This is a genomic window from Achromobacter sp. SLBN-14 (genome assembly GCF_006715415.1).
GTDB lineage: Bacteria > Pseudomonadota > Gammaproteobacteria > Burkholderiales > Burkholderiaceae_B > Achromobacter > Achromobacter mucicolens.
Genome location: NZ_VFNE01000001.1, coordinates 2,802,287 through 2,818,156, shown reverse-complemented (window position 1 = coordinate 2,818,156; position 15,870 = coordinate 2,802,287). Strand labels below are relative to the sequence as shown.

Below are 15,870 nucleotides of genomic sequence, written 5' to 3'. Positions count from 1 at the left end.
AGACGCAGTGACTCAAGGGTGTCAGACACCGGCCGCTGAAGGATGTCAGACACCGGCCGCTGTGAAATAGTTTTTGCATTCAGCCGCGCAAATGCAAAAAAGCCGGCAACGCTTGCGCGATACCGGCTTTCAGCCAAAGGTGTCGGGAAACACCTTCATGAATTCTCGACCACATGAAGTGGTCGGGGCGAGAGGATTCGAACCTCCGACTCCTGCGTCCCGAACGCAGTACTCTACCAGGCTGAGCTACGCCCCGATCTTGACAACTTATTCAGCGATGCTCAGTACCGCCAAACATTACTGCACTTTCCCGGTGAACTTCCTGCCGATCTCGCCGCCGTTTTTGGCTAGCGATCTCTATTCACCGCGAAAGCGCAGAATTCTAACAGAGAATTTTGAAAAGGGGAAATGGGGTAGATCGAAAGGGCTTCGCGGGCCCGATCGGCCTCGGCCACGGCGGCCAGGCGGGCGTGTTCCAGCGCGTCGGTGGCCTGGATGGCGGCGGCCACGGCAGCGAAGTCGGCATCGCCCGTCTTGATGGCGTCGCGGATCAGCTGCTGCTGCTCAGGCGTGCCCACTTCCATGACGCGGATCAGCGGCAGGGTCGGCTTGCCTTCGCGCAGGTCGTCGCCCACGTTCTTGCCCAGGGCGGCGGCGTCGCCGCTGTAGTCCAGCACGTCGTCGACCAGCTGGAACGCGGTGCCCACATGGCGGCCATAGGCGGCGGCGGCGGCTTCCTGCTCGGGCGTGGCGCCCGCCAGCACGGCGCCCACCTGGGCGGCGGCCTCGAACAGCTTGGCCGTCTTGTAGCGCACCACCTGCAGGTAGCGCTCTTGCGAGACGTCCGGGTCATGCACGTTCAGAAGCTGCAGCACCTCGCCCTCGGCGATCACGGTGGTGGCTTCGGACAGGATGCTCATGATGCGCATCGAGTCGGCCTCGACCATCATTTCGAACGATCGCGAGTACAGGTAGTCGCCCACCAGCACGCTGGCCGCGTTGCCGAACACCGCGTTGGCGGTTTCGCGGCCGCGGCGCAGGTCGGACTCGTCGACGACGTCATCGTGCAGCAGCGTGGCGGTGTGGATGAATTCCACCACTGCAGCCAGCAGCTGGTGATGGGTGCCTTCGTAGCCCAACGCGCGCGCCACCATCAGCACCATGGCCGGGCGCATGCGCTTGCCGCCCGCCCCAATGATGTAGTCGCCAATCGTGCGGATCAGAACCACTTCGGAATTCAGCCGCTCGCGGATAACCGCGTCGACGGCTTTCATATCGTCAGCAATGGGGGCAATGAGCGCGGGGAGATTCAAGACGTATCCGACAAGTGTGAAGCGAGCCGCGTAACGGCTCTTACCGCTGGGCCCGCCAGCGGTCGGCGGGGGATTCGACCACGGATTATACGGGGAGTGCGCGGGAAGTCCGGCCGCCCGCAGCCCGGGCCGCGCAGCCCGGCGCCAGGCGCCCCGCGCCGGTCGGTTCAGCCGGTCGGATCCCCTGGCCGGATCAGCGCCCGGGCGTCAGCAGGCCGCGCGCCATCAGGTTCGCGTAGAGCGCGCGCACGCCGAAGGTCCAGGGCGGGATTTCCGTGGCCAGCTGCACCTCGTTCACGAGCGCGCCCAGACGCTCCGAGGCAATCACCACCCGGTCGCCCGCCACATGCGTGAAACCGGTGCCCGGCCCCTTGCGATCCTTGGTGGGCGAGAACATCGTGCCCAGGAACAGCATGAAGCCGTCGGGGTACTGATGGTGCGCGCCGTGGGTCTGGCGCACCAGGTCCAGCGGGTCGCGGCTGATCTCGCGCATGTGGCTGACGCCGTCCAGCGTGAAACCGTCGGGGCCTTCGATGTGCAGCGAGACATCGGCGCCCCGGACGCTATCCAGCGTGAATCCGCCATCGAACAGCCGGATGAACGGCCCGATGGCGCAGGAGCCGTTGTTGTCCTTGGCCTTGGTCAGGAGCAGCGCGCTGCGGCCTTCGATGTCGCGCAGGTTCACGTCGTTGCCCAGCGTGGCGCCGACCACTTCGCCCCGGCTGTCGACGGCCAGCACGATTTCGGGTTCGGGATTGTTCCACTGCGACTCGGGCAGCACGCCGATCCGCGCGCCAAAGCCCACCGAGGCCATGGGCGGCGTCTTGGAGAAGACTTCGGCGTCGGGGCCGATGCCCACTTCCAGATACTGCGACCACTGGCCGCGCTCGAGCATTTCGGCTTTCAGGCGGATGGCCTCGGGCGATCCCGGGCGCAGCCGGGACAGATCGGAGCCGATCAGCGCCTGCATGCGCACGCGGATTTCCTCGGCGCGGCCGGCGTCGCCGCCCGCCTCTTCCTCGATCAGGCGCTCCAAAAGGCTGATGGCAAACGTGACGCCCGCCGCCTTCACCGGTTGCAGGTCGCAGGGCGCCAGCAGATGCGGCCCTTGCGCTCCACGCAGCGTGGCATCCATGAGCGCGTGCGCGTCACCCAGGGATTCGCCCTTGGCTTCGCGCGCAAGCGACACGCGGTCGGGATGGTCCAGCAGGTCGGACACGGTCGGCGCCGTGGCCGTGATATCGACGACTTCGCCCCCACGCACCACGACCACGCTCGGGCCGCCGACGGGATCGGGCCGCCACACGCGGCCCACGAGCAAGGCATCGGACAGATCGGCGGGCAGCAGATTGTTGGGGTTCATGGCGTCTCCTCGCGTTGGTGCCCTGCCGGCGGCGGGCTCGTGTTCTGTGCCGGCTGGCCCGGCATGGCGCAGCCAGTCTAGGAGACTTCATTTATCATGTCCAACATCTTGCATATCTGTCCAACATATTGGAATCATGGCCGCCGATTACGACGTTCCCGCCATCCGCCGAACCCACGACATCCTGCGCGTGCTGGCCGGCCGCTCCGCTCCGGTAAAGGCCGCGGAACTGGCCCGCGCCTGCCAGATGCCAAAGAGCACGCTGTACCTGCTGCTGGACTGCCTTGAGCAACGCCGCTGGGTCGAGCGCCTGGACGGCGGCTATATCGTCGGACTGGAACTGATGGCGCTAGGCGCCGCGTACCTGCGCCACGATGGACTTCAAACGGCCTTTCACCAGGCGGCCGGCGCCTTCGTGGCCCGCTGCAACGAGGTCGTGCAACTGGCCGCACTCGATGGCTTTGATGTGGTCTACCTGGCCCGGGAGGACGCGCGTCGGCCCGTGCGCCTGGTGTCGGACCTGGGTCTGCGGCTGCCCGCACACGCGTGCGCGCTGGGCAAGGCCCTGTTGGCCAGCCTGCCGCCCGACGACCTGGCCGCCCGGCTGCCCGAGGCACTGCCCCGCGTCACCGACCGCACGATCGCCGATGCCGCCCACCTGCACCGCGAACTGGACGACGTGCGGCGCCACGGGCTGGCGCACGACCGGGAGGAAGTCGCCACCGGTCTTGTGTGCTTTGCGGCCTTTGTGGGCGTGACGCCCCTGGGCAAGCGGGTGGCGGTCAGCACGTCCATCCCCACCGACCGCCTGGACGACGCCCACCGGCAAGCCGCCACGGAAGGCATCCGCCGCGTGGCGCGCGACATTGCGCTGCGCGTGATTCCGGGCGTCTGAAGCCTGCACGCCACACCTAAGCCCTTAGCCTGCAACAGCTTTTTGACTTTCCAAAAGTCCCAGGCTAATATCTCGGATTCGGTCAGCAATGGCCGAATTACGTCGGTTGTTCGTGCACGCCGCCTGGCATCATCGCAAGTCCTGATTCAGCGGACTTTCGGCTAGTACAAGCGCTAGTACCAGCACTGGTACGGCAGGCCAGCACGGCATTCTTGCCCAGCAGGGCAGGCAGCACGAACGAACCCATTTACCTATTTAAGGAATACCCCATGTACGCGGTCGTAAAAACCGGTGGCAAGCAGTATCGCGTTGCCGCTGGCGAAAAACTCAAGATAGAACAGATACCGGCTGACATTGGGCAAGAAATCACCCTGGACCAAGTGCTGTCCGTGGGCGAAGGCGACCAACTGAAAGTTGGCACGCCCCTCGTCTCCGGCGCCGTGATCAAGGCAACGGTTCTTGCGCAAGGCCGCCACGACAAGGTCAAGATCTTCAAGATGCGCCGTCGCAAGCACTATCAGAAGCGTCAGGGCCACCGTCAGAACTACACCGAAATCCGCATCGAAGCCATCACGGCTTAAGAAGCGACTCGGTACCACTTAGCAGGAGCTAAACATGGCACAGAAAAAGGGCGGCGGCTCTACGCGGAACGGACGCGACTCAGAATCGAAGCGTCTGGGCGTCAAGGCATTCGGCGGCGAATTGATTCCCGCTGGTTCGATCATCGTGCGTCAGCGCGGTACTCGCTTCCACGCTGGCGTGAACGTCGGCATGGGCAAGGACCACACCCTGTTCGCGCTGGTCGACGGCAAGGTTCAATTCGGCTTCAAGGGCGCATTGAACAAGCAGACCGTTTCGATCGTCGCTGCCGAGTAATCGGTTGGCAAGCCCGCGGACTTCACGTCCGCGGTCGCATACGGTCTGGGACGCGGTCCGCCGCAGTTCCCGAACGGCAAAAGCCCTGTCGCGTGCGGCAGGGCTTTTTTGTTTGAAGGCAATTGGCGAGTAAGCTCTCTTTTGCCTCCCGGCGGCTCCCCGTGTGGACGCCCGCCCTCACCCACTACACGCGCATACACCATGAAATTCGTAGACGAAGCCACCATTGAAGTGGTCGCCGGCAAAGGCGGCAATGGCGTGGCGAGCTTTCGCCGCGAAAAATTCATTCCCCGTGGCGGCCCCGACGGCGGCGACGGCGGCCGTGGCGGCACCATCTACGCGGTGGCCGATCGCAACATCAACACGCTGATCGACTTCCGCTACGCACGCCTGCACCGCGCCAAGAACGGCGAAAACGGCCGCGGCTCGGACCAATACGGCGCTGCCGCCCCGGACATCACCCTGCGCGTGCCGGTGGGCACGATCATCCATGACGCCGAAACCGGCGAAGTCCTGTTCGACCTGAACAAGCACGAACAGAAGGTGGTGCTGGCCGCCGGCGGCCAGGGCGGCATGGGCAACATCCACTTCAAGTCCAGCGTGAACCGCGCGCCCAAGCAATGGACGCCCGGCAAGGAAGGCGAACACCGCTACCTGCGCATGGAACTGAAGGTGCTGGCCGACGTGGGCCTGCTGGGCCTGCCCAACGCCGGCAAGTCGACGCTGATCACCCGCATTTCCAATGCGAAGCCGAAGATCGCCGACTACCCCTTCACCACGCTGCACCCGAACCTGGGCGTCGTGCGCACGTCGCCGTCGCGCAGCTTTGTCGTGGCCGACATTCCGGGCCTGATCGAAGGCGCCTCCGAAGGTGCCGGCCTGGGCCACCTGTTCCTGCGCCACCTGGCGCGCACCCGCGTGCTGCTGCACCTGGTGGACGTGTCCACGCCGGATCCGGACGCCGATCCCGTCGAGCAGGCCGTCGCCGACGCGCGAGCCATCGTCGAGGAACTGCGCCGCTATGACGCCGACCTGGCCGCCAAGCCGCGCTGGCTGATCCTGAACAAGCTGGACATGGTGCCGGACCCCGAGGACACCAAGCGCCGCTTCCTCGAGCTCTACGGCTGGACCGGTCCGGTGTTCGGCATCTCGGGCCTGTCGGGCGAAGGCACGCAGGACCTGATCTACGCGCTGCAGGACTACCTGGACGCCGAGCGCGAAAAGGAACAGCTTGCGCAGGATCAGGCCGAAGGCACCTACGTGGCGCCGGACCCGCGCTTTGACGACACGCGCACCGACGCAGACAAGCCGGCCGCGCCGCGCGGCGGTAACGAATAAGCCATAATCGCAGTCCTTTCGATTACGCTTTTTTTCGCCGCAGCCGGCCGCCATCATGTCTGCTGAATCACCTGCCGTTTCCGTCGTCACCCACGCCCAGCGCATCGTCGCCAAAGTCGGCTCATCGCTGGTCACCAACGAAGGCCGAGGCCTGGACCGCGCCGCGGTCGCCCACTGGGCCGCACAGATCGCCGCCCTGCACAAGCAGGGCAAGCAGATCGTGCTGGTGTCCAGCGGCGCCATCGCGGAAGGCATGGCGCGCCTGGGCTGGCGCAAGCGCCCGTCCGTCATGCACGAACTGCAGGCTGCGGCAGCCGTGGGCCAGATGGGACTGTGCCAGGCCTACGAGGCCGCCTTCGCCGAACACGGCCTGCGCACCGCGCAGATTTTGCTGACCCACGAAGACCTGGCCGACCGCCACCGCTACCTGAACGCGCGCAGCACGCTGTTTGCCCTGCTGCGTTTGGGTGTCGTGCCCATCGTGAACGAAAACGACACGGTCGTGACCGACGAAATCCGGCTGGGCGACAACGACACGCTGGGCGCGCTGGTCACCAACCTGATCGAAGCCGACACGCTGGTCATCCTGACGGACCAACGCGGCCTGTACGACTCCGACCCGCGCAAGAATCCGCAAGCCAAGTTCATGTCGCACGCCCAGGCGGGCGACCCCGCGCTGGAAGCCATGGCGGGTGGCGCGGGCAGCGGCATCGGCACGGGCGGCATGCTGACCAAGGTGCTGGCCGCCAAGCGCGCGGCCCACAGCGGCGCGCATACCGTCATCGCCTCGGGCCGCGAACGCAATGTGCTGACGCGCCTGGCCCAGGGCGAGTGCATCGGCAGCGAACTGCAGGCGGTCGTGCCGGTGTGGTCGGCGCGCAAGCAGTGGCTGGCCGATCACCTGCGCCTGCGTGGCCGCGTGGTGCTGGACGACGGCGCCGTGCAGGCGCTGCTGCGCGAAGGCAAGAGCCTTCTGCCCATCGGCGTGACCGACGTGGAAGGCGAATTCGGCCGCGGCGACGTCGTGGCCTGCGTCGACAGCCAGGGCCATGAATGCGCCCGCGGGCTGATCAATTATTCGTCGGCCGACACGCGCCGCATCCTGCGCCAGCCTTCGTCGCAGATCGCGCGCATCCTGGGCAGCATGACCGAACCCGAGCTCATGCACCGGGACAATCTGGTCGTGCTGTAGGAAGGCGCGGCAGCAGGATATATCCCCACCCCCGCACCGCCAGCAACGGAAGATCGATATTGAACCGGCGCGCCTTGTTGCGCAGCCGGGACACGACCACGTCCACGCGCCTTGCGCTGTCCAGGGGATCGCGCGCTTGCGCGGGAAAGAAGCTCTCGCGATGAAGACAGTGTCCGGGCGCATTGAACAACCGGATGAGAACGGCGCGCTCGCGCAGGGTAAGCGGCAGGCGTTCGCCGCGAGGGCCCACCAGCATGCGGCCAAATGCCACGACGCGCCAGTCGCCCGGTCCGCACCGCGCGCGCCGGCACAGGCTGCGCAGCAGCGCGTCCCACTCCAGGAGCTCCATGTCCGCCGGCACGCAGGCGTCGACCCCTGCGTCCAGCGCCGCCGCGCGCTGCGCCGTGGTGGCGCCGCCGTCCTGCCACACCACCCGCGCGCCCGGCGCGGCTTGGCGCACGCGGTCAACAAGATCGGCCTTGCCGTCGCAAGGCCCTTGCACGACAAGCAGATCCGGCGCGTCACCGGACACGTGTTCGAGCAGGGCGTCCACCGATGCAAAGACGCGCGTGTCCCAGTCGAATTGGCGCAGCGCACTGGCCAGCCGCCACCCCGCAACGTCCTCGGATCGCACGATAAATACGCTGCCCCGCTCCCACATGCGGCCTTCCCTCTGTTATCACCCTAGTGTTATTTATATCCACCAACGTGACAGATCGGCAAGCTTCAATCGCCCTGTGAAAACATTCTCAGACCGACTGAAGCATGCGCGTCTTCTTCGTGGCCACACGCAGAAGGCGCTCGCCCGTCTGGTGCGCATCTCGCAAAGCGCGATCGGCAGCTACGAAAGTGGTCTGCGGCATTCAAGCCGATCCGCGCGCAAGCTGGCGCAGGTGTTGAAGATCGAAGTCGAATGGCTGGAAACCGGCAAGGGTCCCATGGAGCTTCCCCTGGACGCCTACGACCTGAGCAATACTTTGCCAGTATCAGGCGTTTCCGAGTCGGCGCCGCGCCCCGGCGGCCGGCCCCGTCCGCAGGCGCCGTGGCCCTATCCCAACATTTCACCGTCGCAATTCGAATCGCTGACGCCCGACGAACGGGCAATGCTCGAAGCGTTAACCCAGACCTTCATCGAAACGACACTGCTTCGCCGCGGCATCAAGCCACGCGGCCGCAAGATCGGCTGATCGCGGCCTCGGGCTGCGGCCCGCTGCATATCGGGCCACGCCGCGACAACGCTTCAAGATCACGACACTGCGAGCCGCATTGAACGGACCAATTTGTCCCGTTCGCGTGGTCGCCTGGCGCGCACGTTGAATGCGCCTTCCAGGACAAAAATGCAGACGAAAAAAAACCGGCCACGCAAGCCGGTTTTTTTGCGCACCCCGAGATCAGGGCTTGGCAGCGGGTGCCGGCGCGGGTGCCGTTCCGCCTGCGGCGGGCACGGCATCGCCGCGGATGCGCGCGGCGATTTCGGATGCCGCCTGGGCCGAGGGCACGCCAAAGGCCAGGACGCCACGGTTCAGGGGCTCGCCGATGAGCGGCGCGGCAACCAGTTCCTGATCGATCACCAGGGCCAGCACGCTGCCGACGTTGGCGGTGCTGACGGCGGTCAGCTTGCGGGTGCCGGCTTCGGAGAAGCGCAGACCCACGAAGTTCTGGCCTTGGCGATCCACCAGCGCGGCGGCATCGGTCAGGTCGGCGCGCGTGAGCACGGGCGTTTCCTGCAGATAGAGCTTGCCGTCCGGCAGGTTCACTTCACGCAGGCCGGCGCCGGGTTCGCGCTTGGCCAGATAGAAATCCACGCGCGCGGCGGCCGCGGGCGTGGTCGATTGCTGGCCCGCCGGGGGCGTGGCCGTGGCGTCGGACGTCTTAGTCGGGGCCGTCTTGCAACCCGCTAGCGCCAATGTCACGACTACGAGGGCGGGCGCCAATGTGCGTAGGTTCAGTTGCATGCTCGATTCCTTCTTAAGTGGGCTGATGCCGGACGGTAAGACTCTAAGACTGTACACGCGGCGTGTGGAAAAAAGTGTACCGAACCTGCATGGCGGTGTCTGTCTAGACTGAATCCAAATGTAAAGCAGTAATACCAGCCTCGTTCAAATGCCCTATTCGTGCGGGTTGCGAGGGTGCTCGCAGATTGTTCAATGCGCCGCGTCCGCTTGGCTCTATACTGCGCGTTCACGCAGGGGTACTCGTCCCGCCATCCACGGCGGCGACGTGTTGAGAGAGTCCCTTCGTACCAGTACGGATAATGCCGATGCTGGGAGCGTATTCCCGCCACGCGTCTTCGCACGTCCTGGGCGGGAGTCCATCCCGATCGGCTCCAACCACTCGCTTGGAGCTTTCCATGAACGCAAATCCCAAATTTTTGGCCGCGACCGCCGAAGTCGACGCTGCGGCCGTCGCACCGCTGCCCAAATCACGCCGTGTGTATGAAGTGGGCTCACGACCGGACATCCGGGTCCCCTTCCGGGAGATCGAGCAGGACGACACGCCGACGATGTTCGGCGGCGAAAAAAATCCGCCGCTGACGGTGTATGACTGTAGCGGTCCCTACACGGACCCGGACATCAAGATCGACATCCGCCGCGGCCTGCCGGAACTGCGCCGCGCGTGGATCGAGGAACGCGGCGACACGGAACTGCTGTCCGGCCCGACCAGCGACTACGGCAAGTCGCGCCTGACCGATCCGAAGCTGACGGCGATGCGCTTTGACCTGCAGCGCCCGCCGCGCCGCGCAAAGTCCGGCGCGAACGTTTCGCAGATGCACTACGCGCGCCGCGGCATCATCACGCCGGAAATGGAATACGTGGCGATCCGCGAAAGCCTGCGCCGCGAGCACTACCTGCAAACGCTGCGCGACAGCGGCCCCGACGGCGAAAAGATGGTCAAGCGCCTGCTGCGCCAGCACCCGGGCCAATCGTTCGGCGCGGCCATCCCCGCCGCCATCACGCCGGAGTTCGTGCGTGCCGAGGTCGCGCGTGGCCGCGCGATCATCCCCGCCAACATCAACCACCCGGAAGTGGAGCCGATGGCCATCGGCCGCAATTTCCTGGTGAAGATCAACGCGAACATCGGCAATTCCGCGGTCAGCTCGGGCATCGGCGAGGAAGTGGAAAAGATGACGTGGGCGATCCGTTGGGGCGGCGACACGGTGATGGACCTGTCGACCGGCAAGCACATCCACGAAACCCGCGAGTGGATCATCCGCAATTCGCCGGTGCCGATCGGCACGGTGCCGATCTACCAGGCACTTGAAAAGGTGGACGGCAAGGCCGAGGACCTGACCTGGGAAATCTTCCGCGACACGCTGATCGAGCAGGCCGAGCAAGGCGTGGACTATTTCACCATCCACGCAGGCGTGCGCCTGCCGTTCATCCCGATGACCGCGGACCGCATGACGGGCATCGTGTCGCGCGGGGGCTCGATCATGGCCAAGTGGTGCCTGGCGCATCACAAGGAGAGCTTCCTGTACGAACGCTTCGAAGAGATCTGCGAAATCATGAAGGCGTACGACGTGAGCTTCTCGCTGGGCGACGGCCTGCGTCCGGGCTCGGGCTACGACGCAAACGACGAGGCGCAGTTCGCGGAACTGAAGACGCTGGGCGAACTGACGCAGGTGGCGTGGAAGCACGACGTGCAGGTGATGATCGAAGGCCCGGGCCATGTGCCGATGCAGATGATCAAGGAAAACATGGAGCTGCAGCTGGAACACTGCCACGAGGCGCCGTTCTACACGCTGGGCCCGCTGACGACGGACATCGCCCCCGGTTACGACCACATCACGTCGGGCATCGGTGCGGCGCTGATCGGCTGGTATGGCACGGCGATGCTTTGCTACGTGACGCCGAAGGAACACCTGGGGCTGCCGAACAAGAAAGACGTGAAGGACGGCATCATCACGTACAAGATCGCGGCGCATGCGGCGGACCTGGCCAAGGGACATCCGGGCGCGGCGATCCGCGACAACGCACTATCGAAGGCGCGCTTCGAGTTCCGCTGGGACGATCAGTTCAATCTGGGTCTGGATCCGGATACGGCGAAGGAATTCCACGACGAGACGCTGCCTAAGGATTCGATGAAGGTGGCGCACTTCTGCTCGATGTGCGGCCCGCATTTCTGCAGCATGAAGATCACGCAGGATGTGCGGGATTATGCGGCGGCTCAGGGAGTCAGCGAGAAGGAAGCGCTGGCTAAGGGGATGCAGGAGAAGTCGGTGGAGTTTGTGCGGAAAGGGAGTGAGGTTTATCACCGGCAGTGAATTGTTGGCGGGGATTTAGGTTGATGGCGTGAAGGGGTTGCCGCTTGCGGCTTGCGGCTTGTGGCTTACGGCTTGATGCTTGCGGCGGATCGGGTTCTTTAGACGCCCGGCGCGTCGTGGGCCTGGGGCGGGCGGGGCTCCGATTGCGGTCCGGAGCCTTCGCTCCGGACTGCCCCGTCGTCATCCTCGTCCGCCTTCGGCTCCCTTCGGATTCCCTCGGGCGCATCTAAACGCCCCGCCCGCCCCAGGCCCACGCCACACCGGGCTTTGCAGTTGAATCTTTTCGGGCGGCGGGGGGAGTCGGGTTCTTGAGGTTCTTGCACGCAGTCGGTTGGAAGAGAAACGTCTTGCGGTGCCCGTCCCCGTTCGGCCGCGCGGGCGGCCTCCGGGGACTTACGCGGCGTCTTGCGTCGTCGCTATGGGGAGTGTCAGTATTTTTGTGTTTGAGGCGTTAGAAGCCTGATAGTTGTTTCGATCAGGCTTATGGATGCTATCTCAGCGATACGGGTCAGTGAAGCGTTCTGCATAAATCACGGCGAACTGGTTCATAGCGGCCTTCCAGTCGTGCGTGGCGCTGCCCCAGGCCCCGGTGATGTTGCGCAAGACCAGCCACAGTAGCTTGGTGGCCGCTTCGTCGCTTGGGAAGTGACCTCGCGTTTTCACCGCGCGGCGCAGTTGGGCATTAATGCTCTCGATCGCATTGGTGGTGTAAATCACCTTGCGGATCGCCGGTGGGAACGTAAAGAACGGGATCACACGGTCCCAGGCCCGGCGCCATGCGTCAGCGATCGGGGCGTAGCGCTGGCCCCAAGGGCCTTGCTCGAACTGCACGAGCGCGGCCAGCGCTGCCTCCGCGGTCGCTGCCGTGTAGATCGGCCTTAGCGCCGCAGCCACCGTGCGGCGCTCCTTCCAGCTGGCGTATTCCAGGCTGGAGCGGATCAGGTGCACGATGCAAGTCTGCAGCGTCGTGGCCGGGAACACCGCATTCAGCGCCTGCTCCATGCCCTTTAGACCGTCAGTGACAGCGATCAGGATGTCCTGCGTGCCGCGGGTCTTGAGCTCGTTGAACACCTTCATCCAGAACTTGGCACCTTCGGTCTGCTCGATCCACAGGCCCAGGATGTCGCGCGTGCCGTCTGGCAACACCGCCAGCGCCAAGTACACGGCCTTGTTGCGCACCACGCCGTCCTCGCGGATCTTGACCCGCAGCGCGTCGAAGAACACCACCGGATACATCGTCTCCAGAGGCCGCGTTTGCCAGGCCGTGACCTCGTCCATCACCGCGTCGGTCACCGAGCTGACGAACTCCGGCGAGACTTCCGTGCCGTACTGCTCGAGCAGAAACCCTTGGATCTCGCGCACCGTCATGCCGCGGGCGTACATGGCGATGATCTTGTCGTCGAACCCGGTAAAGCGGCGCTCGTGCTTGGGGATCAGGATCGGAGCGAAGCTGCCATCGCGGTCGCGTGGGATCTCCACCCGCAGGGGCCCGTCATCGGTCAGGACTGTCTTGGAACTCTTGCCGTTGCGTTGATTGGTGGCCTGCTCGGGGCGCTCGCCGCCCGCCGGATAGCCCAGGTGGTGGCCCAATTCCGCTCCCAGGGCCCGTTCGATCAGCGCCTTCTTGAACGCCATCGACAGGTCCTGCACCGCCTCGGCGGTCATAGGGCCTTTGACGAATTGATCAACCAACTCTGCTGGAATCGCCGGCAGTTCCCTCAGCGGCGTTTTTTTCTTGGTAGCCATACATGCTCCTTGAGCAACATGTTAGGCCCCAAACACAAAATTTATGACACTCCCTCGCTATGACGCTTCGCGTGTGGCTGCTTCCTCTCAAGGTGTCTGACACCCTGGTGAGAGGCACTTCACGCCGAACTCACCTCCCGAGGGTGTCAGACACCAGCAGCAGCAAACGGTCTCGCCAAGTTCCGGCACGACCGCCATTGATCCTAGGGTGTCAGACACCGGCAGCAGCAAACGCTCTCGCCAAGTTCCGGCACAACCGCCATTGATCGTCAATTGAACTCCAGTGCTCGATGGGCGGCGCGCGTAGAGGTGGGCAGGTTGTAGCTGGCCGTCGACGCGCGCCGCCCATCACCGCCCCTCCCCCGTCGGAGAGCACCATTAGCAAGCCGATCCCCGCCCGCGCGCTAGCGCACATCGCCCCGACGACCAGACGCTCATATGCCGATTGCCGCCGCCCGGGCGGCAGCAATTCGGCGGCCCCGCAGATCTCCTGCCCTGTCCACAGGTCTTGAAGCGCCCCATACCAAAGACCCTCGCAGCACGGCGTCGCGGGCACCGTGGGTGCGAGCGCCGTCGATGCGCCCGAGGGAATCTGAAGGGAGCCGAAGGCGGACGAAGATGACAACGGGGCAGTCCGGAGCGAAGGCTCCGGACCGCAATCGTGGGCGATCGTGCCCACGGTGACCGCGGCGTCGGGCGACCTACGAAGATCCGCTGCAACTATGAAGATCTAAACCAACGCCTACAACAACTTCCCAGGATTCATAATCCCCGCAGGATCCATCACCTTCTTGATCTCCCGCATCAACCGTAACTCCACAGCATCCTTGCTATGCAGGAAATGCTCACGCTTGAGCTGTCCAATTCCGTGCTCAGCAGAAATACTTCCCCCATAGCGATTCACTTCATCCAACACCGCATCCGTGATCGCCGCCCCATGCTCCGCGACCCAGTTGCGGTCGGCGCCTGCCGGGCGGGACAGGTTGTAGTGCAGGTTGCCGTCGCCGAAGTGGCCGAAGATGAACGGGCGGATGTCGGGGTACAGGGCGCGTACGCGCGCTTCGGCCGACTGCATGAAGTCGGGGATGCGCTCGATCGGCAGCGACACGTCGTGCTTCAGGTGGGGGCCGTCGGCGCGTTGGGCTTCGGAGATTTCCTCGCGCAGCTTCCACAGCGTCTGCAATTGGGCCAGTGACGCCGAGACCGCGGCGTCCAGGCACAGGCCGCGTTCAAGCGCCGTGCCGATGACGTTTTCGAGCAGCGTGTTGAGCGCGGCCTCGTCGGTGGTGTCGGCCAGTTCCACCAGCACATAGGCCGGGTAGCGTTGTTCGAAGGGCTCCTGCACGCCCTCGGCGTGCGTCAGCACCAGGTCCAGGCAATCGCCGGTGAAGAATTCGAAGGCTTGCAGGCGTGCGCCGCATTGTTCGAACAGGATTTCGAACAGTTGCAGCGCCTGCGCCGGGGATTCGACGGCGGCCAGCACGACGGAGCGCACGTCGGTGCGCGGGTACAGGCGCAGCGCGACGGCGGTGATGATGCCGAGCGTGCCTTCCGACCCGATGAGCAGTTGCTTGAGGTCGTAGCCGGTGTTGTCCTTGCGCAGGGTGCGCAGGCCGTGAAAGATTTCGCCGGTGGGCAGCACCGCTTCCAGGCCCAGGACCAGTTCGCGGGCCATGCCGTAGCGCACCACGTTCACGCCGCCGGCATTGGTGGCAACGTTGCCGCCGATCTGGCTGGAGTCTTCCGCAGCAAGGCTGAGCGGCAGCAGGCGGCCGGCGTCCTGGGCCGCGCGGCGCAGGTTGCCGAGAATGGCGCCGGCTTCTGCGACCATCGTGTTCGCGACGGTGTCGATGGCGCGCACTGCGTTCATGCGGTCCAGGCTGATGACGACGTTGTTTGCGCCGCCGTCGGGCGTGGCGCCGCCGCACAGTCCGGTATTGCCGCCGCGCGGCACCACCGGCACGCCGGCTTCCTGGCACAGGGCAAGGCATGTGGCGACCTCGGCTGTCGTGCGCGGGCGCACGACGGCTTGGGCCTGGCCGTTATACAGGCCGCGCCAGTCGGACAGCCACGGGGCGATGTCCGCCGGGTCGGTGAACACGGTATCGGGGCCCAGGGCCTGGACCAGCCGTTGAGAAAAGTCGGTTGCGCTCATGAGATGTGGGATGCAGCGGGAAAGAGAAGATCGAGTTGCAGGCGGCCGGCGGCTTGCTGCAGGTGGCGGATGGCGGCCTGGCGGGCGCGGTCCGGATCGCGCGCGCGGATGGCCTCGAACACGGCGACGTGTTCCTGGTGCACGGCGGCGGTCAGGCCTTCCTGCAGGCGGCTGTTTGACCGGGCGGTGCTGACGGCCAGGCGCAGCTGCAGGTTCAGGTATTGCAGCAGGTCCTGGTAGTAGCTGTTGTGCGTGGCCGTCGCGATGGCGACGTGAAAGGCGATGTCGTGTTCGACGCCCGCCTCGGGGTGGTCCAGATGGGCTTGAAGCGAGGCGAGGGCCGATGCCATGGCGTCCAGGTCCGACGCCGTGCTGCGAACCGCAGCCAGCGCGGCCGCGCCGCCTTCCAGTTCCATGCGCAGTTCGTAGACGTTGGCGAGCTTGTCGCGGTCGACCGCAATGCCGGTGGACACCTGAAAGCCCTGTGCGCCCGTGCGCGAGACGACCGTGCTGCCCGACCCCTGCCGGCTCTGGATCAGGCCCTGCGCACGCAGGCGTTCCGTGGCTTCGCGGATGACGGCGGCGCTGACGCCGTACTGCTCGGCCAGCACACGGCCGGACGGCAGCTTGGCGCCGACGGCGTGGATGCCGTCGGCGATCTCGCTGGCGAGCTGGCGGGCGACCTGCTCGGTAAGAGTGAGGCTCTTGGTCAACATGAGCGGATTATA

Annotated in this window: 14 protein-coding genes, 1 tRNA gene and 1 riboswitch; of the genes, 7 read left to right on the top strand and 8 right to left on the bottom strand. The window is 65.3% G+C overall.

Going from position 1 to position 15,870, the window contains the following annotated elements; translation table 11 throughout:
* Positions 1–179: 179 nt before the first annotated feature.
* From FBY20_RS12945 to FBY20_RS12935, 3 genes are all read right to left on the bottom strand, one after another.
* Positions 180–256 (bottom strand) — tRNA-Pro (locus tag FBY20_RS12945).
* 91 nt (positions 257–347) lie between these two features.
* Positions 348–1,313, bottom strand: a complete 966-nt coding sequence (ispB, locus tag FBY20_RS12940; protein WP_056319988.1) for an octaprenyl diphosphate synthase — start codon at positions 1,311–1,313, stop codon at positions 348–350.
* 193 nt (positions 1,314–1,506) lie between these two features.
* Positions 1,507–2,676: a fumarylacetoacetate hydrolase family protein gene (locus tag FBY20_RS12935; protein WP_142052494.1), complete on the bottom strand. Its 1,170-nt coding sequence runs from the start codon at positions 2,674–2,676 to the stop codon at positions 1,507–1,509.
* Positions 2,677–2,812: 136 nt separating this feature from the next.
* Between FBY20_RS12935 and FBY20_RS12930 the strand changes: the two genes are divergently transcribed.
* From FBY20_RS12930 to proB, 5 genes are all read left to right on the top strand, one after another.
* A complete protein-coding gene (locus FBY20_RS12930) occupies positions 2,813–3,571 on the top strand; it encodes an IclR family transcriptional regulator (protein WP_142052491.1) in 759 nt (252 codons plus the stop codon).
* Positions 3,572–3,840: 269 nt separating this feature from the next.
* Positions 3,841–4,152: a 50S ribosomal protein L21 gene (gene rplU, locus FBY20_RS12925; RefSeq protein WP_142052489.1), complete on the top strand. Its 312-nt coding sequence runs from the start codon at positions 3,841–3,843 to the stop codon at positions 4,150–4,152.
* Positions 4,153–4,186: 34 nt separating this feature from the next.
* Entirely contained in the window at positions 4,187–4,447 is a 261-nt protein-coding gene (gene rpmA, locus FBY20_RS12920) for a 50S ribosomal protein L27 (protein ID WP_006389959.1), read from the top strand.
* 201 nt (positions 4,448–4,648) lie between these two features.
* Positions 4,649–5,785, top strand: a complete 1,137-nt coding sequence (obgE, locus tag FBY20_RS12915; protein ID WP_056319997.1) for a GTPase ObgE — start codon at positions 4,649–4,651, stop codon at positions 5,783–5,785.
* 55 nt (positions 5,786–5,840) lie between these two features.
* Positions 5,841–6,977, top strand: coding sequence for a glutamate 5-kinase (gene proB / locus FBY20_RS12910; protein ID WP_056319998.1), 1,137 nt, complete (start codon positions 5,841–5,843; stop codon positions 6,975–6,977).
* Here proB and FBY20_RS12905 read toward each other — a convergent pair.
* Positions 6,946–7,611, bottom strand: coding sequence for a response regulator transcription factor (locus FBY20_RS12905; protein WP_227741319.1), 666 nt, complete (start codon positions 7,609–7,611; stop codon positions 6,946–6,948). The two genes, proB and FBY20_RS12905, sit on opposite strands and share 32 nt — an antisense overlap.
* A gap of 103 nt (positions 7,612–7,714) precedes the next feature.
* Between FBY20_RS12905 and FBY20_RS12900 the strand changes: the two genes are divergently transcribed.
* A complete protein-coding gene (locus FBY20_RS12900; RefSeq protein ID WP_174245469.1) occupies positions 7,715–8,164 on the top strand; it encodes a helix-turn-helix transcriptional regulator in 450 nt (149 codons plus the stop codon).
* A gap of 204 nt (positions 8,165–8,368) precedes the next feature.
* Here the strand turns inward: FBY20_RS12900 and FBY20_RS12895 are convergent, their stop codons facing one another.
* Positions 8,369–8,932 (bottom strand): hypothetical protein, encoded by a 564-nt coding sequence (locus tag FBY20_RS12895; protein WP_056320000.1) that lies wholly within the window; start codon positions 8,930–8,932, stop codon positions 8,369–8,371.
* Between the two features lie 222 nt (positions 8,933–9,154).
* A riboswitch (TPP riboswitch) is annotated at positions 9,155–9,263 on the top strand.
* Between the two features lie 64 nt (positions 9,264–9,327).
* Here FBY20_RS12895 and thiC point away from each other — a divergent pair.
* Entirely contained in the window at positions 9,328–11,241 is a 1,914-nt protein-coding gene (thiC, locus tag FBY20_RS12890) for a phosphomethylpyrimidine synthase ThiC (protein ID WP_056320003.1), read from the top strand.
* Positions 11,242–11,736: 495 nt separating this feature from the next.
* Here thiC and FBY20_RS12885 read toward each other — a convergent pair whose 3' ends face one another.
* The 3 genes from FBY20_RS12885 to FBY20_RS12875 form a co-directional block, all read right to left on the bottom strand.
* Complete coding sequence (locus FBY20_RS12885; protein ID WP_142052486.1) at positions 11,737–12,987, bottom strand: IS256 family transposase; 1,251 nt, start codon at positions 12,985–12,987, stop codon at positions 11,737–11,739.
* Between the two features lie 742 nt (positions 12,988–13,729).
* Complete coding sequence (locus FBY20_RS12880) at positions 13,730–15,142, bottom strand: FAD-binding oxidoreductase (RefSeq protein WP_142052483.1); 1,413 nt, start codon at positions 15,140–15,142, stop codon at positions 13,730–13,732.
* On the bottom strand, positions 15,139–15,858 hold the full coding sequence (locus tag FBY20_RS12875) for a FadR/GntR family transcriptional regulator (RefSeq protein ID WP_056319752.1): 720 nt from the start codon (positions 15,856–15,858) through the stop codon (positions 15,139–15,141). Before FBY20_RS12875 ends, FBY20_RS12880 begins: the two co-directional genes overlap by 4 nt.
* Between the last annotated feature and the right edge of the window lie 12 nt (positions 15,859–15,870).